This is a genomic window from Enterobacter sp. BNK-29 (genome assembly GCF_048684785.1).
Lineage (GTDB): Bacteria > Pseudomonadota > Gammaproteobacteria > Enterobacterales > Enterobacteriaceae > Enterobacter > Enterobacter cloacae_M.
Genome location: NZ_JBLQTU010000001.1, coordinates 1,300,973 through 1,326,185, shown reverse-complemented (window position 1 = coordinate 1,326,185; position 25,213 = coordinate 1,300,973). Strand labels below are relative to the sequence as shown.

Here is a 25,213-nt window from a genome sequence, read left to right as displayed (position 1 = left end):
CGCCTGCCTGTTTTAGGTTGGATACATGCGTAAAGGAAAGTTAAGCAGTGATGCGCCATTCGGGACGTTGTTAGGCTATGCGCCCGGTGGCGTGGCGATTTACTCTTCAAATTACGGCAGTCTGGACCCGCGCAGCTACCCGCAGGACGCGGATTTCCGCAGCTATATCGGCAGCGAATACATGGGCCACAAGTGGCAGTGCGTTGAGTTTGCCCGCCGTTTCCTGTTTCTCAACTATGGCTTTGTGTTTACCGACGTCGGCATGGCGTGGGAAATCTTCTCCCTGCGCTTTTTGCGTCAGGTGGTGAACGATAACATTCTGCCCCTTCAGGCCTTTGCCAACGGTTCGAAACGCGCGCCGCGCGCCGGAGCGCTGCTGATCTGGCAAAAGGGCGGCGAGTTTCACGAGACCGGCCACGTGGCGGTGATCACCCAGCTTCTGGACGATAAGGTGCGTATTGCGGAGCAGAACGTGATTCACTCCCCGCTGCCGCTCGGGCAGCAGTGGACGCGCGAGCTGCGTCTGAGCGTGGAGAACGGGTGTTACACCATCCATGACACCTTCAACGACACGGAGATTCTCGGCTGGATGATCCAGACCGACGACGCGGAACACAGCATTCCCCAGCCGGAAATCGACGGCGAACTGCTGAAAATCAGCGGTGCGCGGCTGAAAAACAAACGTCAGTTCGACGGAAAATGGCTTAACGAAAATGACGCGCTGCAGCAGGCGTATATCCGCGCTAACGGTCATGTGATCAACAAAGATCCCTGCCAGTACTTCACCATTACCGAAAGCGCCGAGCAGGAGCTGATCAAGGCCACCAATGAACTGCACCTGATGTACCTGCACGCGACGGACAAGGTGCTGAAAGACGACAGCCTGCTGGCGCTTTTCGACATCCCGAAAATCCTCTGGCCGCGCCTGCGCCTCTCCTGGCAGTGGCGTCGCCACCATATGATCACCGGTCGTATGGATTTCTGCATGGATGAGCGCGGCATTAAGGTTTACGAGTACAACGCCGACTCCGCTTCCTGCCATACCGAGGGCGGGCTGATTCTCGAAGAGTGGGTGAAAAACGGCTATCGCGGCAACGGGCATAACCCGGCGGAAGGGCTGCTGGAAGAGCTGACTGGGGCATGGAAGCACAGCCACGCGCGGCCGTTCGTCCACATCATGCAGGACAACGATGTCGAAGAGGACTATCACGCGCTCTTTATTCAGCGTTCGCTGATGCAGGCCGGGTTCGAGACCAAAATTCTGCACGGGCTTGGCGCCCTGAGCTGGGATGCCGCCGGACAGCTGATTGACGACGAAGGCCGCCACGTCAACTGCGTTTGGAAAACCTGGGCGTGGGAAACGGCGATAGAGCAGATCCGCGAGGTCAGCGAAACTGAATACGCCGCCGTGCCGATCCGCACCGGACATCCCGAAGGTGAGGTGCGCCTGATTGACGTCCTGCTGCGCCCGGAGGTGCTGGTCTTCGAACCGCTGTGGACCGTGATTCCCGGCAACAAGGCGATTCTCCCGGTACTGTGGCAGCTGTTCCCGAACCACCGTTACCTGCTCGACACCGATTTTGAGGTTAACGATCTGCTGAAGCAGACCGGCTATGCCGTCAAGCCGATTGCCGGCCGCTGCGGCAGCAATATCGATCTCATCAGCGCCCAGGACGAACTGCTGGATAAATCCAGCGGCAAGTTTGTCGACCGCAAGAATATCTACCAGCAGCTGTGGTGCCTGCCGAAGGTTGACGGTAAGTACATACAGGTCTGCACCTTCACCGTGGGCGGGAACTACGGCGGCACCTGTCTGCGCGGCGATGACTCGCTGGTGGTGAAGAAAGAGAGCGATATCGAGCCGCTGATTGTGGTGAAGGACTCGCTATAAAAATCCCCCCGCAGGGCTGAGGATTGCCTACAAAATAATGCCTGCACGGACGGCCCCCTCTCCCTTGAGGGAGAGGGCTGGGGTGAGGGGGAACATACGGCTCACGTTATGTTCCTTGCTACAAAATACTGTGGATCCCTCAGCCCGCAGGTTCTCCTGCGGGGGCTTTACGTTACTGCTCTTCCTCTTCCTGCTGCTCGCTGATCTTCAGATCGATGATGCGGCCAATCTGATCGTGGTACACCGTCAGCAGGTTGTACTGGCTCATCTCGGAGATGATCTGCGGTGAAACATTAAAGCTGCGGGCCAGCTCCTCCTGGTGAAAATAGCCCGGCTGACGCCGCCTCACATGGGCGCGGCGGCGGTTGTACTGATACCACAAAATCAGCAGCCAGCCGTTGAGCACGGCAAACAGCAGGTAGAGCAACACCGTATTAAAGGACGCGATAATCACGCTCCAGCGGTGGTCACTCTCATCGGTTAGCTGCATCCACAGCCGGGCATACAGGAAAAACAGAAATCCTCCCCACGCCACCAGCGTCAGCGCGGCATCGAAAAGACGCGGCAAGAGCCGATGCTCGGTCAAAATTAAGGTATTTTCGTTCATTAAATGCTCCCTTTTCCCCGGTCCGGACTGATCCAGCGCGCGCGGGCGCGCTGGCGTTTAAGCATGACTTTTGGAAATGCGACGAGGGTGGTGAACAGGCCAATCATCCAGTACACCATCGGGAACCAGATCACCCAGAAAAGCGAGCTGGCCACTTTTCGTTCGTAGCGCCGCTCGATGTACAAGCTGACCAGGAACTGCAGCAGGCACATCACGCCCAGCAGCAGCCCGGTAAACTCCGGTGGAAAAAGGCTCTCCACGGTCAGCCTGGCGGGAACAGGCGCAACCTGGCTGAGGAGGAACAGCAGCACCGTCATCGCATACGCGAAGGCCCACAGCGTTGACAGCGCGTACTCCAGAAACAGCGGCCACATGCGGTGATGCTCCCAGCGCACAATCCTGCCCAGGTTGACCAGAAACACCTCCGCGCCCCCCTGGGCCCAGCGAAGACGCTGTTTCCACAGGCCCCTCAGCGTCTCCGGCATCAGGATCCAGCACAGCGCCCGCGGCTCAAAAAAGATATCCCAGTGGCGCAGCTGAAGCTTCCAGCTGATGTCGATGTCTTCGGTGATCATGTCCGGGCTCCAGTACCCGACGTCCGCCAGCGCCTGTCGGCGAAATGCGGCGATGACGCCGGAGACGGTAAAGACCCGGCCATAGATCCGCTGCGTCCGCTTGATGAGCCCAATAATGGAAGAGAACTCGCCCACCTGAATGCGGCCAATCAGCGTGGAGCGCGTGCGAATGCGCGGATTGCCGGTAACCGCCCCGACGTGTGGGTACTGAATCAGCGGGGCCACCAGATAAGCGGCGGTATCGCGGTCAAGCAGGGCGTCGCCGTCAATGCAGACCAGCAGATCGCCCCGGGCCGCCGCCGCCCCGGCCTTGAGCGCCAGCGCTTTTCCCTGGTTTTCCGCGAGGTTAATCACCCGCAGGCGCGGCTGTTCCTGCGCCAGCTCCTGCAGCACCTGCGCGGTGTTGTCAGAAGATCCGTCGTTGATGGCAATAACTTCTATATTTTCATACCGCTGATCCAGCGCGGCGCTGATGGTCTCCCGGGCATTTCGTCCCTCGTTGAAGCAGGGGATAAGAATGGAGATGAGCGGCTCACCCGCGAGCGTCGGGGCGGGCGTGTCTTTATTCCATGACCAGTGGCGTTCAAGCTGATACCAGAAATAGAGGCCGCCGGTTATCCAGAGCACCGACATGAATAGCGGCCAGAAGAACACAAAATCCAGAATCAGTTCGCCGGTAAAGAGGGCGGCCACGCCTAACGGCAACCCGAATACCAGACATAAAATAGAGAATGCGATAATGCGATCAGTCATTGTCAGGGTACCAGTACGAAGAAAATTCAGGCCTGATGCGCGAGATATCAGGTTGGTTGTTGAGGAAGTCGTCGGGGTAGTAACCGTAGTTTTTAATGCCGTTCAGCTGGAGCACGCGCATCCACTCCGCAAGCTGGCTATCGGCAACGGCGCGCTGCGGTTTCTGGTCCCAGTCCCTGGCCTGCAGCTCGAAAATCGTTTTATCGAGCGCGCCGGGGCGTGCGGCGACCGTTTTAACCAGACGCGTCAGCCAGGCATCGCTCTCGTCTGCCGGAACGGACTCCATCAGCGGCATGGCCATCGGCACCGTCCAGTCATACTCCGCCAGAAAATCATCAAGATTCTGCGCGAACCACGCTTCGCTTTCGGGCTGCAGAATGGGTAAGGCGAACATATTGCGGGCGGTTTTTATCTGCGGGCCACGGATATGCTTCACCGCCAGGCTCAGGGCGTGGGTAAACCCGATAAGCGTCTGGCTTTTCTGGCGCGTGGTGCTCTGACCGGCATCGTCCACGTCCGTCAGCGCCGCATCGTCATGGAACAAAATCCCGTTGAAGCTGGCATAGCGGGCCAGATCTTCATAGATGTCCGTCACCTGCTGGCGCACCTGCGGGTCCCACGGGGAAAGCCGGATGTAGGGCTCGGTGGCTTCTTGCAGCTGGCCGGTTTGACGATCCCGGCGCTGCACGCGCGGCAGGGAAGGATTGAGATCGAACGAGAGCACCGGCATCCACGCGAAGACTTTCACGCCCGCGCGGGTTTGCAGCTGCCAGGCGACAAAATTAAAAAGATCTGCCCGGACCGGCAGACGACGGTTGGGGAAATAGAGCGCCTTGATCCTGCCGTCGCCCTGCGGGTCGGCAAACGCCTGCAGGAAAACATGGCTGATCTTCATGTCGTAGACCCGCTGGATCAGCCTGTTGATATTTTGGGTCTGCTGGGCAGGATCGGGATCGTAAACGTAGTCGAGATCGACGTGCATGACGCGCACGGGATCGCGCTCCTGAACCTGGCTGACCGTGCTGGCAAACGCCTTGAGCGAGGGATTCCCGGCGATCAGCAGGCGAGGGATGTTGCCCAGATCCTGCACGTTCCCCAGCCCGTCCTCAAGGGTGAAGGCCAGCTGATAACCCTGCTGTCTGGCGATAGCGAGCGACGTACCGCTGGCGGCGCCGTAGGGCCAGACCCAGGCGCGCGGCGCTTTGCCCGTCACCTGCGTGATTTTTTCAGTCACTTTACGAACGTCATCGCCGATCCGCTTGCTGAACTGCTGGTCGGTTTCATAGCGACCCGTCGCTTTGTCATAAAAGCGATTGGCGATGGCCGGCTCGCGGCTGCCCTGCGGGTTGGCCGGAATGCCGTAATGCGAGGCCCAGGTGTGCGATCCGATCTCAATCAGCGGGGACCGGCTGAGCTCGCGCACCATGTCCCACGTCGCGAAGCGATCCCGGGGCGTCATCAGACCGCCGAAGTTAACTTTTTGATTTGCCGGCGTATCCACCCAGCTGCCCACCGGCGCCCACAGCGCAGGAACGTTCCACGCCTGAAGCAGCGGCCAGACGCGGGTGTAAAAGCTGCTGTAGCCGTCGTCAAAGCTGAGCAGAACGGCTTTTGGCGGCAGCGTTTTTTTCCCGTCATGCGCGTCGAGAATGTCCTGCACGCTGATGGCGTGATAGCCGTTGTGCAGAAGCCAGCTTATCTGCTCGTTTAACGCGCTGGTGCGAACGGAGAGATAGCGCTGATCGGCGGCATCGTCTTCAACGTCGTGGTAGGCCAGGACCAGAAACTGGTTCTCCGGCCAGGGTTTACTCGCCTCCAGCTGCGGCCGCTCTTTGGGCGCAATGAACGAGATCGCCTGCGCGCAGACGCTCGCGCTGAGGCAGAGCCAGCCGAGGAGTATCAGGCTCACGGAAAAACGTGTGTTCAGCATATTCATCCTTAAAAGCATAAAGTCGCGTCAAACGTGACGGAGAGATTGCTCTCGCGTTTGCCGTCGTAAGGGCGCTTGTCCCAGTTCAGCATCACGCCGGTATCAATGACGTTGTTCCACTGGACGCGCTGTCCGTAACCCAGCAGGGCGATGGCGCCAGCGGACTGATTTTTCTGCCAGTAGCTGCCGCCTCCCGCCACAAACTGCTGGCTCCAGAGGGTGTCGTAATGGCGGTACATCTCATGGTCAACGGCCAGGGCCGCCGTCACGGACAGATCCCGCTCCGGGTTGTAGTAGAGCGTGTCACGCAGGCTGTTTTTACTGGCGGCGATCCCCGGTTCGAGATCCAGCGTCAGGGACGGGGTCTGCCAGAGACGCTGCTTGCCCGTGAGGGTGTATTCCTGGCGACGGTTATGGTCGGAGAAGCTGCTGAGGGCGGCGCTGAACTGGTACTCACGCCGCTCGTTTTGATACCAGCGCACCCCGCCTTCACCCCGGTTGGCGCTAATTCCGTTGCGTAACGCCCGAAGGGGCGTGGTGCGCGACAGGCGTTCCAGGCTGCCGCTGACCTGCCAGCTATCGGTCACAAAGTATGTTGTTGCGAGGCGAGCGCCCGGCTTGTTTTCACCGTGAAAGCGGTTGCTGGAAAGCTCGGCTTCGAGCTGGAGGTCGCGTGGTCGCCACTCGACGCCGCCCAAAAGGTGACGGCTGGTGCCCTTGCCTTCATCGAAATTACTCTGCGCATAGCGGGTGCCCGCAAACAGCCGCCAGCTGTCCGCTACGGGTGGGCCATAGAGCGTGGCGTCCCAGCTCAGGTCGTGTGTCCCGCTGACGGGGCTATCGGAGTGCAAACCCTTGCTCGCGTTGAGGCGCAGTTCGGACATGTGGTGGACCGTTCTGAGCCTGTCGAGACGTCTGGCGCTGCGATCGTTGGGCGCGCGAGCCAGCACGTCGTCGGCCAGTAAATCCATCTGTCGCCACTCCTGCAGATCCATCGCGACGTAAGCCTGCTGTTGCTCTAGCTCTGTATTGGACGGCTCCAGCGCCTCCGCCTTTTTCAGCTTTTGCTCGGCCGCGCGCGGCAGGCCCCGCGCCTGAAGCAGGGTGGCGTAGTCAATCTGTAGCCCCTGATTGCCCGGCGCCGTTGTCGCCAGACGGTGCGCCAGCTTTTCGGCTTCCGGCAGGGCATTCGTCGCCAGCAAATAGTTAAAGCGGAGCGACTGTCCGGTAAGCCATCGATCGTTCGGCTGAGGTGTTGGGGAGCCGAAATCGTAGCGGGTCCACGGGACGTTGCGCGTCTGGCGCTCTACGTACTGGCGGGCGGACTGATACTGTCCCGTATCCAGCCAGGCGTAGAAAAGCGCGTGCTCCTCGTCCTGCGGGTCGGAAGCGTATTGCGGATAGCGTTGCAGAAGCGCGAAGGCGGCGGCCGCGTTTTTCTCCTGAAGATACGCGGAGATGACCCAGCCGATTGCCCAGTCCGGCACCGGATGCTGGGCTGCCGTAAGATCCTGATATTCGCTAATCACCCGTGGGTAATCAGCATGGGCGTACAGCGCGCCAAGCCTGTCGATACGCGCAAGGACGACGTCTTCCGCCGCCTGCGGATCGTTTTGCCAGCGAGCAAGCAGGGCGTCGTAACGATTCAGCGTGGATTGCGCAAGCTGCAGGCGCTCCTTTTCTGTTCTGCCAGGCACATCGGCAAGGCGAACCTGTTCTGCAGCGGCATTACGCTCCAGACGGCGACGCTCCGCGGGAGACAGCGTTACGCTTTGTGAAAGCTGGAGCGCGGGGGTGTTCACCCGGCTATCCGTTAGCGCGTCGATCAGCTCGCTGAGGAGCGCTTTATTCTCAGGTGCGACATTCAGCGCGCGGGTGTCTGCCAGCAGCCGATCCCAGCTTTTTCCCTGGCGTAACCAGACATACGAGAGCGTCTGAAGATGCGCCTGAGAGGGATTTTCCGCCACCAGCCGTCGGGCTTCCTGCAGGGCAAGCGTGTCCATGCGGGCATCGGCGAGAGTTTTGATGTAGCCGATACGATAATCGTCGTTATCCGGCGCAAGGCTACGCGCCTCTTTCCAGAGCGCCAGAGCGGGCTGCCACGCTTTTTGATTTCGCCTGGACTGCGCGACTGCAGCAACGCCGCGGGCGGGCAGCGGCATATAAATGCCGTAACGCTGCCAGACCTGAATAACCTCGTTATCATGACCCGCCCAGGCTGCAACCTGTAACCAGTCCGCAACTTGTTCAGGCGTCAGGGCATGCTGCTGCTGATAACGCTGAAGATAATCGAGAAACGGCGTGTAATTACCGTTACGCGCCTGTTGAATCTGTTGCTCATAAACGGATTCAGTCGCCTGAGCCAGAACGGGAAAGAGGAATAACAGAAACAATAATGTTGGGGTGCGATAAAAGAATAACGTATTGAAGCGAAGTGAACTTTCCATATCTATTTGCCATTTGTTTATCATGAATCCATTGCATAACACGGCCGCCTTTAAACTGAGGGTTAAAGGCCATAAATGAGAACATTAAATCTGAATGCAGTGATGTTACGGGGTACTTACCTAAAGGTAATTATGGATCCTTATCTTAGTGGACTGGGTGAAAGCTAATGTACACCTGATATGTTGCCGGATAAATATGTTAAAAAGCCGGTATGTCGTTTTGAGATAATTCTGGATTGAGCGCTTTGTGACGTTTTTATTGAATTAGGTGTTTATTTTTAACTTATTGAAATTACTGTATTTTATTTTTATTGTGACAGCTTTGTATATATTTTTAATGCGGTTTATCTGCCTCAATTAAAGTACTTTCTGGTGCATGTTTGGGAAGTTTCATGACAAAAACTCTTAATGTTTAGAGAAGTGACTTTTCTGAGATTGTTTTTTATTTATAATTAATGGCAGCCATTGAATGATAGTCTACAGGAAGTCTTACTCATCAATGTCTGTATTGAGGGATGTCCAAAGCCAGAATACATTTATCGTTAATATAACAGCGCTATAAAACGAAGGCGGCCTTCTTTGCGAGGGATCGTGCTTGCTTTAATCTAAAAGGGATGGTTAGTGGCAACTTCAATTGTTTTAGTGACTCAGGATCGCTACCTTGTCAGAGGGATGCGGATATTTTTCCCGGATATTATCCTGCTCGACTCGATTGACAGAAACATATTTGATAACGGTGCAGATGAATATTCTGTATTGATTGATAGTCGTTCTCCGCTCCGTTTATATGATTACCTGATACGCCATCCGGCCAGAACGAAAAAAACAATCTGCTGCGTTATGCTCGATATGCGACACCGGGAGGAGAATCTGCTCAGTATGAAGTTATTTATGAACACGTCGCTGACCGCGCCGGATATGGCGTCGTTATTTAACCTGGTGCTCAATATGAAAGGCCGGCGCCTGACCACGAAGTGGCTGCTTAATTTACGTCTTAGCACGCACGAAGCGATCATGCTGCGGTTGCTGCGGGCAGGGATGCCGATGGAAGCCATCGCCGATGAGCTGAATACGTCGGTGAAAAGCCTCTATCGCAAACGAACGGCACTCTCGGAACGCCTGGGGGCGGAGAACTTCAACGAGGCGTGTTTGTTTATCTTTAAAAACAAACTGCTGGACGCAGGTGGGAACGATCCCTGAAGTGGGGAGAAACCAAAAGCATAGAACTGACTTGCGGGCGGTATTCTGAGTTTTAAGAAAACTGGACGGTGACGAAATCCTTGTTTTAGCTATGGATTTACTCTGGCTCAAAACGAGAGAAAGGACATTGTAATGGACACGGTTGAAGAGACTGGTTGGAAATTTTTCTGATGCTACATGATGAGCAAGAATTGTTAGATTACCTCACTGAGAATTACAGTGACCGTAAATCTCCGGCAAAGAAAGAATGGACCTTCCAGGAGCATTTCAATCTCATACCTGAAGATCTTGAGGACATGCTGCTTGACCTTTTCACCCGGTACGGAATTGAGTACAGCAACTTTGTGATGGACCATTATTTTGAACCGGAGCTGTTTTGGTTTCAGTTTCGGCTCAGAAAAAAATTCCGCGATCGGCAGTACAAACCGCTATCTACCGGCGGATGTAAGGTGGCAGAAAATGATCGGGTGGCGGTTGGATTTTGGGGGAGAGGAAACGCGTATTATAATGAAAAACGAATAGTATCTTCTGCTCTTCAACCCCGTTTATGAACTGCCAGAGGCTAAGCCATGTATTTTATCCTGAGCGGGTGATACCAGAAGGAGACTCCTGGAAGTGATTGAAAAATTTAAAAGGACGTTAGAAATGAATAAATATCTGTCTGGTCTGTGTGTTGTTTCTTTTTTTTATTTTTCTTCAATAGGTTACGCGCACTCTGCGGGGCAAAATAAAGTTCAGGTTAGTATCAAACCCAGCAGCGGTAATAGAGGATATATCCCGGTAATTTCTGATGCAGATGAAATCGAGCCTTCTGATTTCAGGGAGTCGGATCTACAGGAGATGCAGAATAGCCTGAGTAAGCTGAAGTCCGACAACCGCAAAGTCGATGAGCTAACTCAGAAGGTTTTACAGCTTGAGAGAAAGAATTCTGAGCAGGAGAGTAAGATCGAGCGATTGCAAAGAAGCCTTGATGACATGAAGCGGAGCAATGACAACCTTTCAAATCAGGTCAGCAATTTATCCGGCAAAATTAAGTGATAAAAAAGAGCCACCGCCTGTATTAACTTACCGGGCTATTAGCGTAAGCGTGCCTGCATTAAAGCCACGCTTATCAGCGCCCAGAAATCGGCCGTAGCCACATAGCAAAAACCCAGCCATAGGCTGGGTTTTCTAAATAGTGGTGCCCGGACTCGGAATCGAACCAAGGACACGGGGATTTTCAATCCCCTGCTCTACCGACTGAGCTATCCGGGCAACGGGGCGCATTAAACCCGATCTGCCCCCTGCCGTCAACGAAAAATGTTGTTTTCGTTACAGACTGCGCAATCTCTCACCATTTCGCCGCATCCTTAAGCGAAAAAGTGCGTCCAGAGCGCGGAGAGCGGCATGGCGAGCAGCAGTGCGGGCAGCATGTTCACCACGGCAAACATCTTAATCCCACAGATGCGCAGCCCGGTCGCCAACAGCAGCAGGCCGCCGACGGCGGTAAAGTCAGCCATCATCGCCGGCGTGGTGAGCGGGAGAATCAACGTGGCGCAGGTGGCGAGTGCGAGTTGAATAAGCAGCATCGGGATGCAAATTGCCGCCACGGCGACGCCAAGGGTAGTGGCGAAAATGGTGGCGGTGAAGAAATCAAGGAACGCTTTCGCAATCAATATGCTTGGGTCGCCGGTCATCCCTTCCTGCATTGAACCGAAAATCCCGGTGCCGCTGGCGCAAAACAGAATGATGATGGCGACATAGTTTTGAATAAACGACTCGTGCGTGCCGTGTTTCGCCTTGACACCCGGTCGGGCAATCAGGTTTTTGGCTTTACTCACCGCGCTGTTAATGCCTTTTTCCAGATAGCAGAACTCGCCAATCAGCGCGCCGAGCAGGGTGGCCAGCACCATCACCGGCAGGTTGGCGCATTTGATCACGAGAAGAATACCGATCCCTAACGATGCCAGGCCGAATATCGAGGGCATGGAGGTGCGAATACGCTCCGGCAGCCGCTGGCTCAGCACGGCGCCGAGTACGCCGCCCAGCAATACGGCGCCTGCGTTAATAAATGGCCCGATAACCAAAGTTCACTCCTGTTATTTAATCATTGATATTGCATTATTATGGCACGGCAGGGCTGCGCGGGCCTTAGCTTTGGTTGATTTCGTGCATACTGATTCCTTCTTGCACCTCAAAATAAAAGGTGACATTATTGCGCGAATTTTCTCCTCCCTGTCTCACCGCCCGGTGAGGGTAACTGCGCCTATGAAAACCATGAAAATTGCCGTCAGCCGCGAGCTGCTTTCCACTGTGTCTACTCACCGCGAAAAGGTGACGCTGGACAGCACTGATTTTACCGATGTGGCGGCCGTCGTCATCACAACAGCTGAAAGTCGCAGCGGCATTCTTGCACTGCTGAAACGCACGGGATTTCATTTACCGGTGTTTATTTTCTCGCAGGAGCCAACGGACGTACCCGATGGCGCTACCGCGGTTATCTCGGGTAAAGCTCAGGAGTTTCTGGAACTGGAGACCGCTGCCAGTCGTTACGAAGAGAACCTGCTGCCGCCCTTTTTTGACACCCTGAGCCAGTATGTGGAGATGGGCAACAGCACTTTCGCCTGTCCGGGCCACCAGCACGGGGCCTTTTTCAAAAAACACCCGGCAGGGCGACAGTTCTATGATTTCTTCGGTGAAAACGTGTTTCGCGCCGACATGTGCAACGCCGACGTGAAGCTGGGCGATCTGCTGATCCACGAAGGGTCCGCCAAGCACGCGCAAAAGTTCGCGGCAAAAGTGTTCAACGCGGACAAAACCTACTTCGTGCTGAACGGCACCTCAGCGGCCAACAAGGTGGTGACCAACGCGCTGCTGACCCGCGGCGACCTGGTGCTGTTCGATCGCAATAACCATAAGTCTAACCATCACGGGGCGCTGATCCAGGCGGGCGCCACGCCGGTTTATCTTGAGGCGGCGCGTAACCCGTTTGGCTTTATTGGCGGAATTGACGACCATTGCTTTGACGATGCCTATCTGCGGGATCTTATCCGCGAGGCGGCGCCGGAAAAGGCCGACGAGGCGCGTCCGTTCCGCCTGGCGATCATTCAGCTTGGCACCTACGACGGGACGATCTACAACGCCCGCCAGGTGATCGACAAGATCGGTCATCTGTGCGACTACATTCTCTTTGACTCCGCATGGGTGGGCTACGAGCAGTTTATTCCGATGATGGCGGAAACGTCCCCGCTCTTGCTGGAGCTGAACGAGAACGATCCGGGGATTTTCGTGACCCAGTCGGTGCACAAACAGCAGGCCGGGTTCTCGCAAACGTCGCAGATTCATAAAAAGGATAACCACATTCGCGGTCAGGCGCGTTTCTGCCCGCACAAGCGGCTGAACAACGCGTTCATGCTGCATGCCTCCACCAGCCCGTTTTATCCGCTGTTCGCCGCGCTGGATGTGAATGCCAAGATCCACGAAGGGGAAAGCGGACGCAGGCTGTGGGCGGAGTGCGTCGAACTGGGGATTGAGGCGCGCAAGGCGATCATTGCGAATTGCCATATGATCAAACCGTTTATCCCGCCGGTGGTGGCGGGGCGGCCGTGGCAGGATCATCCGACGCACGCCATTGCCAGCGAGCTGCGCTTCTTCAGCTTTGAGCCGGGGGCCAAATGGCACGGCTTTGAGGGCTATGCCCGCGAGCAGTACTTTGTCGACCCGTGCAAGCTCCTGCTGACCACGCCGGGTATCGATGCTGAAACCGGGGAGTACACGGATTTCGGGATCCCGGCGACGATTCTGGCGCACTACCTGCGCGAAAACGGCATCGTGCCGGAGAAATGCGACCTCAATTCGATCCTGTTCCTGCTGACGCCTGCCGAAAGCAGCGAGAAGCTGGCGCAGCTGGTGGCGATGCTGGGCCAGTTCGAACAGCATATTGAAGACGACACGCCGCTGGCGGACGTATTGCCGACGATCTTCCAGAAATACCCGGTGCGCTACCGGGATTATACCCTCCGCCAGCTGTGTCAGGAGATGCACGATCTCTACGTCAGCTTTGACGTGAAGGATCTGCAGAAGGCGATGTTCCGCAAGGAGAGCCTGCCGGAGGTGGTGATGAACCCGCAGGATGCAAACCGGGCCTATATTCGCGGTGACGTGGAGCTGGTTCGCATACGGGATGCGGCAGGGCGCATTGCTGCCGAAGGGGCGCTGCCCTATCCGCCGGGAGTGCTGTGCGTGGTGCCGGGTGAAGTCTGGGGCGGGGCGGTACAGCGTTACTTCCTGGCGCTGGAGGAGGGTGTCAACCTGCTGCCGGGCTTCTCGCCGGAGCTGCAGGGGGTTTACAGCGAGAAGGATGCCGACGGGATTAAGCGGCTGTATGGGTATGTATTAAGGTAGACCCCCATCACCCTAACCCTCTCCCCAAAGGGGAGAGGGGATTGCACGGGGCCGTCTTTTCACCCTCGCCCCTTTGGGGAGAGGGCCGGGGTGAGGGGGAACGTTTCATCAAACCGCACTACGCTTGTACATCCTCCTCGGATGCCCAATCTTGCCGTACAGCATCTCCACCGTCAGAAAACCCGCCTCCACGCAGTGCTCCAGATAGCGCCGGGTGGTGGTTTTGCTTAATCCCGTTTCGCTCACCACCTCATCCACGGAAAAGCAGTGCGTTGCCTTGTCGTTGAACAGCGTCTGCACCCGCGCAAGCGTATTTTCCTCAATGCCTTTACTGCCGTTGTCCAGGCGGTAGTTTTTCGCCTGGAGCTGATACAGCGAATCCACGTTCTGCTGGTCGACAATCTTCCAGACGCGCTGCTGTTCGGCAAACTGCACGAACCGCTCCAGCGACTGGCTGAGCCGCTTCCAGGAGACGGGTTTGAGGATGTAGTCGAACGCGCCGTTGCGAATCGCCTGGCTGCAGGTGTCCATATCGCTGGCTGCAGTAATAAAAATCACCGAGCAGTTGGCGCGGGCCAGCATGGGGTTATTGATAAGCGAGATGCCTTTACCGTCCGGCAGGTAGTTATCCAGCAGCATCAGCTGCGGCTGTTTGCTTTCAAGCTCTGCCTGGGCCGCAGCCAGCGACGAGGCAATGCCTACCAGCCTCAGACGCGGATGTTTGCCTATCAGCTCCGCGTGCAGTTGCGCCAGTTCGTTCTCGTCTTCAACAATCAGTACGTCGATAAGTTCATGTTGCATAGTCGGTGTCTTCCAGTTGCCGGGCGGTTCCCGTGGCCGGGATAAACAAGGAGAAAATGGCGCCGCGCGGGGTATTATCGGCAACTTCTATCGCGCCGCCAGCCTGTGTGACGTAGCTTTCGATCAGATACAGGCCAATCCCATGATCGCCGCGCGTTTTGGTGGTGATGCCGCGTTCAAAGATCCGGTCACGGATCGCCGGTGTAATGCCAACGCCCTGGTCGGCCACTTCAATAATCAGCTCCTGTTCGCTGAGCTTTATCAGCACTTCTACCGGCGCGTGGGGAAGCGGCGACCGCTGTGTCGCTTCGATGGCGTTATCCAGCAGGTTGCCAATAATTGAAATCAGCTCTTGCTCCCCAAGGGGCAGGAACGGTCTGTCCAGCCGACAGCCCGGGTCGAAACACAGCTCGACGCCTTTCTCCCGCGCGCGGGCGGCTTTCCCCAGCAGCAGGCCGCACAGGGTCGGAGAACTGAAGCGCGAAGAGATAAAGTCCAGCAGCTCCTGGGCATGCTCCGACTGCGCCTGAATGTAGCCAATGGCTTCCTCGTAGCGGCCCATGTGCAGCAGGCCGGAGAGGGTGGTCATCCTGTTTAACTGCTCGTGGCGCATGATGCGCAGGTTATCAACATAGCGTTTTACCTGGCTGAGCTGGGCGCTCAGCGAGTCGATCTCATTGCGATCGCGGAAGGTGATCACCCAGCCCTGCAGCGCCCCCTCAAGCATGATGTGCACCCGGCTGGCAATCACCGTGAGATCGTTAAAACGGCAAATCTCGTCATGGGTATCTTTCGCCAGCATCGTCTGCGTGTCGAAGAACGGGACCGGATCGATCACCTGGCTTATCAGCTGTCCGCGCAGCTCGCGGGCCGGCTGGCTCAGACCCAGCAGTTTGCGCGCCGCCTGGTTGATGACTTCAATCCGCCGCCGATCGTCAATGGCAATCACCCCTTCATAAATAGACTCCATCATCGCCTTCTGCTGGCGCACCAGCAGGCCGATCTCGCGCGGCTCAAGGGAGAAGATCTGCTTCTTGATGCTGCGGGTAAAGAACCAGGAGAAGATAAAGAGAGCGATCAGCAGCAGCACGGCGGCAATCAGGATATTGACCACTTTACTGACGGTAATGGTATCAAGGTAGCTGGTGAGATAGCCTACTGAAACAATGCCGACCACCTGTCCGGCAGCGTTGAAGATGGGGGCTTTACTGCGCAGCGAAATGCCCAGCCCGCCTTTGCGGATGGTGGTGGTGCTTTTACCCTGCAATACGGCTTCATTGTCTCCGCCAACCAGGGTTGTGCCCACTCTGTCGGCAAAGACGGAGTGAAAAAGATGCTGCCCTTTATTATCACCAATCACAATAAAGCTGGCGTCACTGTGCGCAGAAATCTTCTGCATAAAATCATGGATGGCGTTGATATTCTTTTGTTCAACTTCGTTACGCAATGTCGGAATAAGCGCAATCTCTTCAGCCTGTATTTTGGCACGCGTACTCATTTCCTGATAAAGCTGTTTCCCGACGTCGGCATAATAATATCCGCCCAGCAGCGCGAAAAGCACTGAGAAAAAGGCAACCAGCGAAATAAACAGCTTAATCTGGAAAGAGACTTTCATAACTATCACGCGAGGTAGCAGCAAAGATCGCCAATATATCATCTTTTTTCGCGCTGACGCCCGCTTTGCCGAAAACTTGTGATCCCTTGCACAGCGGGCGCTGTAAAAGAGTTATCCTGCAGGCTAACGTGCTTCGGGCTGCGCGAACAAATGTTATTTGTTTGTTCAATTCGGAAAAGAAACCATAAAAACCACGGCAATAAATAAGGTATAAATCACATTAAATAAAAGAAACCATTAAAACCATAGCTGCCATTAAAACTTCGCTTTTAATATGCCATCCCTCACATAAAGTAAGCCTTTGTGACTCTAAGCTGAATGCACAAAATAACCAAGGGGCTTATTATGAGCACAACTGACGATTCTTTCTCTGTTACCCACGACCCGATTGAAATTCAGCGGCCTTCGCTCAAAGAGCGCTGGTGGCATATTATGGATACCTGGAAAGTTGGGATTATTCCTCTGCCGCTGTTCGTTCTGGCGGGCGCGTTGATTGCGATTGATTGCCTGGGCGGAAAACTGCCGAGCGATATCGTGGTCATGGTGGCAACGCTGGCCTTCTTCGGCTTTGCCTGCGGCGAGTTTGGCAAACGCCTGCCGATTGTCGGCAAGCTCGGCGCGGCGGCGATTTGCGCCACCTTTATCCCTTCCGCGCTGGTCTACTATGGCCTGCTGCCGGACGTGGTGGTCGAGTCCACCACCAAGTTCTACAAATCCACCAACATTCTCTATCTCTACATCTGCTGCATTATCGTCGGCAGCATCATGAGCATGAACCGCACGGTGCTGATTCAGGGCTTCCTGCGCATCTTCTTCCCGATGCTGTGCGGCGAAATCGTCGGCATGCTGGTGGGGATGGGCGTCGGCCTGGCGCTGGGTCTTGAGCCATTCCAGATCTTCTTCTTTATCATTCTGCCGATTATGGCGGGCGGCGTCGGGGAAGGGGCAATCCCGCTTTCCATCGGCTATGCCACCCTGCTGCACATGGACCAGGGCGTGGCGCTCGGCCGCGTGCTGCCGATGGTCATGCTCGGCGGTCTGACGGCAATCATCATCTCCGGCTGCCTGAACCAGCTCGGTAAACGCTTCCCGCACCTGACCGGTGAAGGTCAGCTGATGCCTAACCGCGCGAATGCCGATGCCACGGTCTCTCAGCCTGCGTTTTCCGGCAAAGCGGACGTCACCACTATCGCCTCCGGCGCGCTGCTGGCGGTGCTGCTCTACATGCTGGGCATGCTCGGCCACAAGCTGATTGGCCTGCCTGCTCCGGTCGGCATGCTGTTTATGGCGGTGCTGGTGAAGCTCTGCAACGGTGCCTCTCCGCGCCTGCTGGAAGGCTCGCAGGTGGTGTACAAATTCTTCCAGACCTCCGTGACCTACCCAATCCTCTTCGCCGTCGGTGTGGCCATCACCCCGTGGCATGAACTGGTCGCGGCCTTCACCGTCAGCAACCTGCTGGTGATTGTCAGCACCGTTTCCGCACTGGTAGCCACCGGCTTCTTTGTCGGCAAAAAGATTGGTATGCACCCGATTGATGTCGCCATCGTCTCCTGCTGCCAGAGCGGCCAGGGCGGTACCGGCGACGTGGCGATCCTGACCGCAGGCAACCGCATGAGCCTGATGCCCTTCGCCCAGATTGCTACCCGTATCGGTGGGGCGATTAACGTCTCTATCTCACTGCTGATTCTGGGCAACTTCCTCGTTTAAGTTTTCAGGAAAGAACAATGAAACTCGCAAGCTTTTTATACCAGGGAAAACGCAGCTACGGCATCGTCCAGGCCGACGGCGTGATTGATTTAGGCCGCCGTCTCGGCGACCGCTACGGCGACCTCAAGGCGCTGCTGCAGGGCAACGGGCTGGCGCAGGCCACCCGCTACCTGAACGATGCCGTGGACGTGCCGCTGAGCGCCATCACCTTCTTACCGGTGATTGAGCAGCCGGAAAAGATCCTCTGCGTGGGCATGAACTACGCCGACAAGCGCAAGGAGTTTGACCAGCATAACCCGGCCCCGACGCTGTTTGTCCGCTTCCCGGATTCACAGACCGGCCACAACGAGCCGGTGCTGAAGCCGCGCCACTCCAGCGAATTCGACTACGAAGGCGAGCTGGCGGTGATCATCGGCAAAGGCGGGGAGAACATCAGCCGCGATGACGCCCTGCGCCACGTGGCGGGCTACAGCTGCTACATGGACGGCTCCGCCCGCGACTGGCAGCACACCTGGTTTACGGCCGGTAAAAACTGGCGCAAAACCGGCGCGTTTGGGCCGTGGATGGCGACGGCGGATGAGATCCCGGATCCGCACCAGCTGGCAATCCGCACCTGGCTGAACGGCCGCATGGTGCAGGAAGACAACACCAGCAGCATGATCCACAAGGTTGCGGAGCTGATCGAGTACATCAGCACCTTTACCCGCTTAAGCCCGGGCGACGTGATCATCACCGGATCTCCGGGCGGGGTGGGTAAAAAGCGCAATCCGCCGCTGTTTATGAAGGAAGGGGATCGCATTGAGGTGGAGATCGAGCATATCGGTCATCTGAGCAACGTGATCGTGGAAGCGCCAGCCGTCGGGCTTGCGGCAGCACATTAAGTAAGGCGGCAGCATGCACTCGCAACCCATCGATTTTCGCCACACGCTGGTGGCGAAACATCCGGAACGCTTAAGCCAGATCCGCTACCTGCTGGCAGACAGCGGCCTTGGTCTGGACAACGACATCACGCTGTTTGTCGAAGCCTGGTCCGGCTCGCAGCTGGTGGGTTGCGCAGGGCTTGCTGCCAACGTCATCAAATGCGTGGCGGTTAACGAGCAGCTTCGCGGCGAGAACCTCAGCGCGCGGCTGCTTGCAGAGGTGGAAAATGCGGCGCTGGAGTGCGGCCATTTTCATCTCTTCCTCTGCACCCGCCCATGCAACCGGGAGCGCTTTGCCCGCAGCGGCTTCTGGCCGATTGCCCAGAGCGGGAACAACGCGGTGCTGATGGAGAACACCCCGCAGGGGATCGAACGCTACTGCCGTTCCCTGCGCGCGAAGCGCAGGTGCGGGGAGAACATTGGCGCAATAGTGATGAACGCCAATCCGTTCACCCTCGGCCACCGCCATCTGGTGGAGCAGGCGGCGATGCAGTGCGACGCCCTGCACCTGTTCGTGGTGCGTGAAGACGCCTCGTTCTTCCCGTTCAGCGCGCGCCTCGAGATGGTGCGCGCGGGCGTGGCGCATCTGCCGAACGTGGTGGTGCATGAAGGCTCGCAGTACATCATCTCCCGCGCCACCTTCCCGGCCTACTTCCTGAAGGAGACCGGCAAAGTGCAGCAGGCGTGGAGCGAGATCGACGTGCTGATCTTCCGGGACTTCATCGCCCCGGCGCTCGGCATCACGCACCGCTTCATCGGATCGGAGCCGTTTTGCGATATCACCCGCCAGTACAACCAGACGCTGCACGACCTGCTGGCCTCGCATATCGAGGTGGTGGAAATGCCGCGCATCAAGGCCACCGGCAACGCTATTTCAGCGTCCGAAGTGCGCCGCTTACTGAAGACACAGCAGTTTTCCCGGATCCGGGAGATTGTCCCGGACTCCACCTTCGCGCATCTCGAAACTCATTACCGTGCGAGTGCGGAAGTCGCTTAACTACCAGGAATTTATCATGAAAATTGTAAGGGAGGCGCTGGCCGGAACGCAGGAGTCCAGCGACCTGATGGTGAAAATCGCTCCCGCTCACGGCGAGCTGGAGATAGTCATCCACAGTGAAGTGATTAAGCAGTTTGGCGAGCAAATTCGCCAGGTGGTCAACGACACGTTGCGCGCCATGAACGTGCACCAGGGATTAATCATTATTGAAGACAAAGGGGCGCTGGACTGTGTTATCCGCGCCCGCCTGCAAAGCGCGCTGATGCGTGCCGCCGATGAACAGGCCATCAACTGGGGGGCGCTGAAATGAGCAAACTCCGCCGCAGCATGCTGTTCCTGCCGGGCGCCAACGCCGCCATGCTCTCAACCGCCTTTATCTATCGTCCCGACTCCATCATGTTTGATCTTGAGGACGCCGTTGCCCTGCGCGAGAAGGATACCGCACGCATGCTGGTGTTCCACGCCCTGCAGCACCCGATGTATCAGGATATCGAAACCGTGGTGCGCATCAATCCGCTCAGCACGCCGTTTGGCCTGCTGGATCTGGAGGCCGCCGTGCGGGCCGGCGTGGACGTGATCCGCCTGCCGAAAACCGACACGCCGGACGATATCTACGAGCTGGAAGGCCACCTCGAACGCATTGAGCAGGAGTGCGGCCGCGAGGTCGGCTCCACCCGCGTGATGGCGGCGATTGAGTCGGCCATTGGCGTCATCAACGCCGTGGCGATTGCCCGCAGCTCTGTGCGCCTCATCGGGATTGCGCTGGCCGCCTTTGACTACGTGATGGACATGCAGACCGAGCGCGGCGATGGCACCGAGCTGTTCTACGCCCGCTGCGCCGTGCTGCACGCCGCCCGCGCGGCGGGCATTGACGCCTTCGACGTGGTGTGGTCAGACGTTAACGACGAGGCCGGATTCCTGCGCGAGGTCGATCTGATCCGCAAGATGGGCTTTAACGGCAAATCGCTGATTAACCCGCGCCAGATTGACCTGCTGCACAACGCCTACGCCCCGACTCAGGAAGAGGTGGATCACGCCCAAAGGGTGATTGAGGCGGCAGAAGAGGGCGAGCGTAACGGCCTGGGCGTGGTGTCGCTCAACGGCAAAATGGTGGATGCACCGATTATTAACCACGCGCAGGTGGTGCTGGAGCGCGCGGCGGCCTCCGGCGTGCGTCGGTAAGGATAAAATAATGAATCAGACAGAACTTCTTCACGTGAATTTTCCCCATCTGCGGGACTTAAAACCCTTTGATACCGCCCACAGCGCCACGCCTTGGCTGGCGGACAGCGACGCGAAGCACAGCCGCAAGCTCTGCGCCTCTGTTGAAGAGGCGGTTAAGCGTTGCGGCCTCCAGGACGGGATGACCATCTCCTTCCACCACGCGTTTCGCGAAGGCGACCGGGTGATCAACACCGTCGTGGCGCTGCTGGCGCGAATGGGCTTCAAAAACCTGACGCTGGCCTCCAGCTCGCTAATGACCTGCAACGACGCGCTGATCGAGCATATTGAAAGCGGCGTCATCACCCGGATTTACACGTCGGGCATGCGCGGCAGGCTGGCGGACGCCATCTCCCACGGGCTGATGGACGAGCCGGTGCAAATCCACTCCCACGGCGGGCGCGTGAAGCTGCTCCAGGACGGCGAGCTGAATATTGACGTGGCGTTTCTCGGCGTGCCGTGCAGCGATGAGTTTGGCAACGCCAACGGGACGCACGGTAAATCGTGCTGCGGCTCGCTCGGCTACGCGATGGTGGACGCGCACTTTGCCCGCAAGGTAGTGCTGCTGACTGAAGAACTGCTGCCGTTTCCGAATATGCCCGCCAGCCTGGTTCAGGACCAGGTGGACTACATCGTGCAGGTTGAAAGCGTGGGCGACCCGGCGAAAATCAGCGTCGGCGCGGCGCGCGTCACCAGCAACCCGCGCGAGCTGATGATCGCCCGCTATGCGGCGGACGTCATTGAACACTCCGGCTACTTCAAACCGGGCTTCTCGATGCAGACCGGCTCCGGCGCGGCTGCGACCGCCTGTACGCGCTTTATGGAAGAGAAGATGGAGCGCAGCGGCGTGAAGGCGCGCTTTGCGCTCGGCGGCATCACCGGCAGTCTGGTGGATCTGCACGAGAAGGGGCTCATCGAAAAGCTGCTCGACACCCAGTGCTTTGACGGCCAGGCAGCGGCCTCGCTGGCGCGCAACCCGAACCACGTGGAGATCTCCACCAACGTTTACGCCAACCCCGGCAGCAAGGCGGCAAGCTGCGACCAGCTCGACGTGGTGATCCTCAGCGCGCTGGAAATCGACGTCGATTTCAACGTCAACGTGATCACCGGCTCCGATGGGGTGATGCGCGGCGCGTCCGGCGGGCACTGCGACGTGGCCGCCGCGGCGAACCTGACCATTGTGGTCGCGCCGCTGCTGCGCAGCCGTATTCCGACGGTCGTGAAGCGGGTTACCACGCGCCTCACGCCGGGCGAGAGCATCGACGTGCTGGTCACCGACCACGGCATTGCGGTCAATCCGGCGCGCCCGGAGATCCGCGAGCGGCTGCTGGAAGCCGGGCTCAAAGTTGTGGATATCAGCGCGCTTTACGAGCGGGCGATTTCCCTGACGGGCGTACCGAAACCGATTGAATTTACCGACAAAATCGTCGGGGTGATCCGCTACCGCGACGGTAGCGTGATCGACACCGTACGACAGGTAAAGGAGTAGTTATGACAATAGCGACACCCGTGCGGGCGGGTGTCAGCCTGGATGAACTGCTGGCGGCGAAAGAGCGCCGCGCAGCGCGCCAGGCTGACATGCTTGAGCACTATCAACAACCGGTGATTTCCCTCACGCTGGTCACCCCAGGGGAAATCAAAGACAGCCTGCGCTATCGCAATACCATGGGCGTGGCGCTGCAAATGTGCGACCAGCTGCTGTGGGAAAACCGCTGGCCGGTGCTGGACCGCCAGGTGCTGTGGCTCCCTACCGGGCCAGAAGCCCTATGGTGCGTGGCCCATCCTGCGGTGGAAATCAAAGCGCACTGCGCGGAACTGGAGCAGACGCACCCGCTCGGCAGGCTGTGGGATCTGGACGTGATCTGCCCTCAGCACGGCCACGTTGGGCGTCAGTCTCTGGGGGCAAACCTCAGACGCTGTCTGATCTGCGACGAGCCCGCTCACGCCTGCTCCCGTTCGCGAAAGCATCCTGTTGAGGAGGTAGTTTCCCGCATGGAGAAGACGATCGATGACTGGTTTGCTCGCGACTAAACCGCGCCCGGCTGACGTGCCCGCGCTTGCCGAAGCGGCGCTGTGGCAGGAGCTGGAGCTGACGCCCAAGCCGGGGCTGGTGGACAAGCTCAATAACGGTTCCCATCGCGATATGGACCACGCGCTGTTCGTCCGCAGCATTGCGGCGATTACCCCGTGGTTTTCGCGCTTTGCCGAGCTCGGTAACGCGCATGGGGATAAACCCGCTGATGCACAGTTACGGATTATCCGCCCGATAGGGATGGCCTGCGAGCAGGCGATGTACGCCGCGACGAACGGAGTGAACACCCACAAGGGCGGGATTTTTGCCCTGGGTTTACTGTGCTTCGCCGCCGGACGTGTGAAAAATATCTCCGCAGATAGCCTCTGCTGTGAGGTGAGTAACATCTGCAGCGGGCTGGTGTCGCGTGAGCTGGCCGCGCGCGGCGGGCAGGCGACGGCGGGCGAGCGGCAGTTTCATCTGTACGGCTTAACCGGCGCGCGCGGTGAGGCGGAAAGCGGCTTTGCGACGGCGCGTAAGGCGCTGGCGCAGTGGAACGGACAGTCGCTTCACGGCCTGCTGTTGCGCCTGATGGCGGTCAATCAGGACAGTAATCTCGTCTCGCGCGGCGGCATTGAAGGGCTGCGCTACGTTCAGGGCTACGCGCGGGAATTACTGGCGAGTGGCTGGGATCGAGAGGCGCTGCTTAAGATGGATAAGGCATTGATTGAACGGAACCTGAGCCCGGGCGGCAGCGCGGATTTGCTGTCGGTGGGGTGGGTGCTGTCTGCAATAAAATAGCCGGGTGGCGGCTTCGCCTTACCCGGCCTACGGTCTGGTTTTGTAGGCCCGGTAAGCGCAGCGCCACCGGGCACAATACCGCAAAGATTAATGCGCGATCGGCTGCGCACCGTGCGGTTCACGCACGTGCTTGTACTTGAACAGTACAATGAACGCGAAGAACAGCACCAGAGAGTATGCCGCGAAGATCAGCCACACAGGCTGCCAGTTGGTAATGCCGTTGGTGGTGTACATCTCAACCACTTTACCGCTTACCACTCCGCCCAGAATACAGCCGAAGCCGTTGGTCATCATCAGGAACATACCCTGCGCGCTGGCGCGGATTTCAGGCTTCACCTCTTTTTCCACAAACACCGATCCAGAGATGTTGAAGAAGTCGAAGGCGCAGCCGTAAACGATCATCGACAGCACAAGCAGCACGGTACCAAACGCGCTCGGGTCACCGTAGGCGAACAGGCCGAAGCGTAACATCCATGCGGCGATACTGATCAGCATGACGTTTTTGATGCCGTAGCGGCTCAGGAAGAACGGGATGGTCAGGATGAACAGCGTCTCAGAGATCTGAGAGATGGACATCATCACCGACGCATGTTCAACGATAAAGCTGCCGGAGAACAGCGGGTTGTTATCGAAGCTGTGCAGGAAGGTGTTGCCGAACATGTTGGTGATCTGCAGCTCCGCGCCCAGCAGCATGGAGAAGATAAAGAAGATCGCCATGCGTTTGTTTTTAAACAGCGCGAACGCGTCCAGGCCAAGCATGGTGCTCCAGCTCTGGTTTTTCTGCTGGTTAGAAACCGGAATGGTTGGCAGCGTCAGGGTGAAGATCGCCAGCACCACGGAGAGCGCCGCACCGATATAGAGCTGCATATGGCTCAGTTCGAAGCCTGCGAAGCTCACGCCCCACATCGCCATGATAAAGCCGATGGTGCCCCAGATACGGATTGGCGGGAAATCGGTCACGATATCCAAATCCGCGGATTTCAGGCGGTAGTAGGAGATGGTGTTGATCAGGCCAAGCGTTGGCATATAGGCCAGCGAGTTAAGCAGGATCACCATGAACATCGCCCCCGGCGTGGTCACCTGGGCTGCCATAAACAGCGTCCCCGCGCCCACCAGATGGCAAAGCATGTACAGCCATTTCGCACTCAACCATTTATCCGCCACGATACCCAGCAGCGTTGGCATGAAGACAGCCGCAATACCGAGCGAGCTGTAAACGGCACCGATTGACGCACCATCGAACTTGAGCGTCACAAACATATAGGAGCCGAGTGTAGTCAGCCAGCTACCCCACAGGCAGAACTGCAGAAACGACAAAATTTTAAGCTGCAGCTTAAGGTTCATGTTACTTTCC

21 protein-coding genes and 1 tRNA gene are annotated in these 25,213 nt (G+C 57.5%); 13 read left to right on the top strand and 9 right to left on the bottom strand.

Annotated features, from left to right (window positions below):
* Positions 1–25 precede the first annotated feature (25 nt).
* Complete coding sequence (gene gss, locus ACMGGX_RS06190; protein WP_420298176.1) at positions 26–1,891, top strand: bifunctional glutathionylspermidine amidase/synthase; 1,866 nt, start codon at positions 26–28, stop codon at positions 1,889–1,891.
* Between the two features lie 172 nt (positions 1,892–2,063).
* Here gss and pgaD read toward each other — a convergent pair whose 3' ends face one another.
* The 4 genes from pgaD to pgaA are packed head-to-tail and all read right to left on the bottom strand — an operon-like array spanning position 2,064 to position 8,203.
* Positions 2,064–2,498 (bottom strand): poly-beta-1,6-N-acetyl-D-glucosamine biosynthesis protein PgaD, encoded by a 435-nt coding sequence (gene pgaD, locus ACMGGX_RS06185; protein WP_348561779.1) that lies wholly within the window; start codon positions 2,496–2,498, stop codon positions 2,064–2,066.
* Positions 2,498–3,826, bottom strand: coding sequence for a poly-beta-1,6-N-acetyl-D-glucosamine synthase (gene pgaC, locus ACMGGX_RS06180; protein WP_420298175.1), 1,329 nt, complete (start codon positions 3,824–3,826; stop codon positions 2,498–2,500). The genes pgaD and pgaC overlap by 1 nt, the downstream gene beginning before the upstream one ends.
* The gene (gene pgaB, locus ACMGGX_RS06175; RefSeq protein ID WP_420298174.1) at positions 3,819–5,756 is read right to left on the bottom strand and encodes a poly-beta-1,6-N-acetyl-D-glucosamine N-deacetylase PgaB; all 1,938 of its coding nucleotides are present in this window, start codon (positions 5,754–5,756) and stop codon (positions 3,819–3,821) included. The genes pgaC and pgaB overlap by 8 nt, the downstream gene beginning before the upstream one ends.
* 8 nt (positions 5,757–5,764) lie before the next feature.
* Positions 5,765–8,203, bottom strand: a complete 2,439-nt coding sequence (gene pgaA, locus ACMGGX_RS06170) for a poly-beta-1,6 N-acetyl-D-glucosamine export porin PgaA (RefSeq protein ID WP_420298173.1) — start codon at positions 8,201–8,203, stop codon at positions 5,765–5,767.
* Positions 8,204–8,875: 672 nt separating this feature from the next.
* Between pgaA and ACMGGX_RS06165 the strand changes: the two genes are divergently transcribed.
* From ACMGGX_RS06165 to ACMGGX_RS06155, 3 genes are all read left to right on the top strand, one after another.
* Complete coding sequence (locus ACMGGX_RS06165; RefSeq protein ID WP_045403948.1) at positions 8,876–9,403, top strand: helix-turn-helix domain-containing protein; 528 nt, start codon at positions 8,876–8,878, stop codon at positions 9,401–9,403.
* Positions 9,404–9,558: 155 nt separating this feature from the next.
* Positions 9,559–9,954 carry a DUF1493 family protein gene (locus tag ACMGGX_RS06160; protein ID WP_348561783.1) on the top strand — a complete coding sequence of 132 codons (396 nt, stop codon included), beginning with the start codon at positions 9,559–9,561 and terminating at the stop codon, positions 9,952–9,954.
* A gap of 64 nt (positions 9,955–10,018) precedes the next feature.
* Complete coding sequence (locus ACMGGX_RS06155; RefSeq protein WP_252046822.1) at positions 10,019–10,441, top strand: hypothetical protein; 423 nt, start codon at positions 10,019–10,021, stop codon at positions 10,439–10,441.
* Positions 10,442–10,581: 140 nt separating this feature from the next.
* Here ACMGGX_RS06155 and ACMGGX_RS06150 read toward each other — a convergent pair.
* Together ACMGGX_RS06150 and ACMGGX_RS06145 are read right to left on the bottom strand one after the other, a co-directional pair.
* Positions 10,582–10,657 (bottom strand) — tRNA-Phe (locus ACMGGX_RS06150).
* A 95-nt stretch (positions 10,658–10,752) separates the two neighbouring features.
* The gene (locus ACMGGX_RS06145; RefSeq protein WP_420298172.1) at positions 10,753–11,469 is read right to left on the bottom strand and encodes a DUF554 domain-containing protein; all 717 of its coding nucleotides are present in this window, start codon (positions 11,467–11,469) and stop codon (positions 10,753–10,755) included.
* Positions 11,470–11,650: 181 nt separating this feature from the next.
* Here ACMGGX_RS06145 and ACMGGX_RS06140 point away from each other — a divergent pair, with 181 nt between their 5' ends.
* Positions 11,651–13,786, top strand: coding sequence for an ornithine decarboxylase (locus tag ACMGGX_RS06140; protein WP_320709845.1), 2,136 nt, complete (start codon positions 11,651–11,653; stop codon positions 13,784–13,786).
* A gap of 108 nt (positions 13,787–13,894) precedes the next feature.
* On the opposite strand, the gene ACMGGX_RS06135 is transcribed toward ACMGGX_RS06140, so the two are convergent.
* Positions 13,895–14,587: a response regulator gene (locus ACMGGX_RS06135; RefSeq protein WP_063439831.1), complete on the bottom strand. Its 693-nt coding sequence runs from the start codon at positions 14,585–14,587 to the stop codon at positions 13,895–13,897.
* Positions 14,577–16,202 (bottom strand): ATP-binding protein, encoded by a 1,626-nt coding sequence (locus tag ACMGGX_RS06130; RefSeq protein ID WP_181593834.1) that lies wholly within the window; start codon positions 16,200–16,202, stop codon positions 14,577–14,579. Before ACMGGX_RS06130 ends, ACMGGX_RS06135 begins: the two co-directional genes overlap by 11 nt.
* A gap of 345 nt (positions 16,203–16,547) precedes the next feature.
* Between ACMGGX_RS06130 and ACMGGX_RS06125 the strand changes: the two genes are divergently transcribed.
* From ACMGGX_RS06125 to citG, 8 genes are read left to right on the top strand one after another with little or no spacing between them, the layout of a single operon-like run.
* The gene (locus tag ACMGGX_RS06125) at positions 16,548–17,909 is read left to right on the top strand and encodes a 2-hydroxycarboxylate transporter family protein (protein WP_420298171.1); all 1,362 of its coding nucleotides are present in this window, start codon (positions 16,548–16,550) and stop codon (positions 17,907–17,909) included.
* A gap of 17 nt (positions 17,910–17,926) precedes the next feature.
* Complete coding sequence (locus ACMGGX_RS06120; protein WP_202771194.1) at positions 17,927–18,790, top strand: fumarylacetoacetate hydrolase family protein; 864 nt, start codon at positions 17,927–17,929, stop codon at positions 18,788–18,790.
* Between the two features lie 13 nt (positions 18,791–18,803).
* Entirely contained in the window at positions 18,804–19,826 is a 1,023-nt protein-coding gene (gene citC, locus ACMGGX_RS06115) for a [citrate (pro-3S)-lyase] ligase (RefSeq protein WP_420298170.1), read from the top strand.
* 16 nt (positions 19,827–19,842) lie between these two features.
* Positions 19,843–20,136 carry a citrate lyase acyl carrier protein gene (citD, locus tag ACMGGX_RS06110; RefSeq protein ID WP_008499773.1) on the top strand — a complete coding sequence of 98 codons (294 nt, stop codon included), beginning with the start codon at positions 19,843–19,845 and terminating at the stop codon, positions 20,134–20,136.
* The gene (gene citE, locus ACMGGX_RS06105; RefSeq protein WP_202771201.1) at positions 20,133–21,008 is read left to right on the top strand and encodes a citrate (pro-3S)-lyase subunit beta; all 876 of its coding nucleotides are present in this window, start codon (positions 20,133–20,135) and stop codon (positions 21,006–21,008) included. Before citD ends, citE begins: the two co-directional genes overlap by 4 nt.
* A gap of 10 nt (positions 21,009–21,018) precedes the next feature.
* A complete protein-coding gene (gene citF / locus ACMGGX_RS06100) occupies positions 21,019–22,536 on the top strand; it encodes a citrate lyase subunit alpha (RefSeq protein WP_420298169.1) in 1,518 nt (505 codons plus the stop codon).
* Positions 22,537–22,538: 2 nt separating this feature from the next.
* Positions 22,539–23,078 carry a citrate lyase holo-[acyl-carrier protein] synthase gene (gene citX, locus ACMGGX_RS06095; RefSeq protein WP_181593831.1) on the top strand — a complete coding sequence of 180 codons (540 nt, stop codon included), beginning with the start codon at positions 22,539–22,541 and terminating at the stop codon, positions 23,076–23,078.
* Positions 23,056–23,859 (top strand): triphosphoribosyl-dephospho-CoA synthase CitG, encoded by an 804-nt coding sequence (citG, locus tag ACMGGX_RS06090; protein ID WP_420298168.1) that lies wholly within the window; start codon positions 23,056–23,058, stop codon positions 23,857–23,859. Before citX ends, citG begins: the two co-directional genes overlap by 23 nt.
* A gap of 87 nt (positions 23,860–23,946) precedes the next feature.
* Here the strand turns inward: citG and ACMGGX_RS06085 are convergent, their stop codons facing one another.
* A complete protein-coding gene (locus ACMGGX_RS06085; protein WP_181593829.1) occupies positions 23,947–25,203 on the bottom strand; it encodes a nucleoside permease in 1,257 nt (418 codons plus the stop codon).
* Positions 25,204–25,213 lie beyond the last annotated feature (10 nt).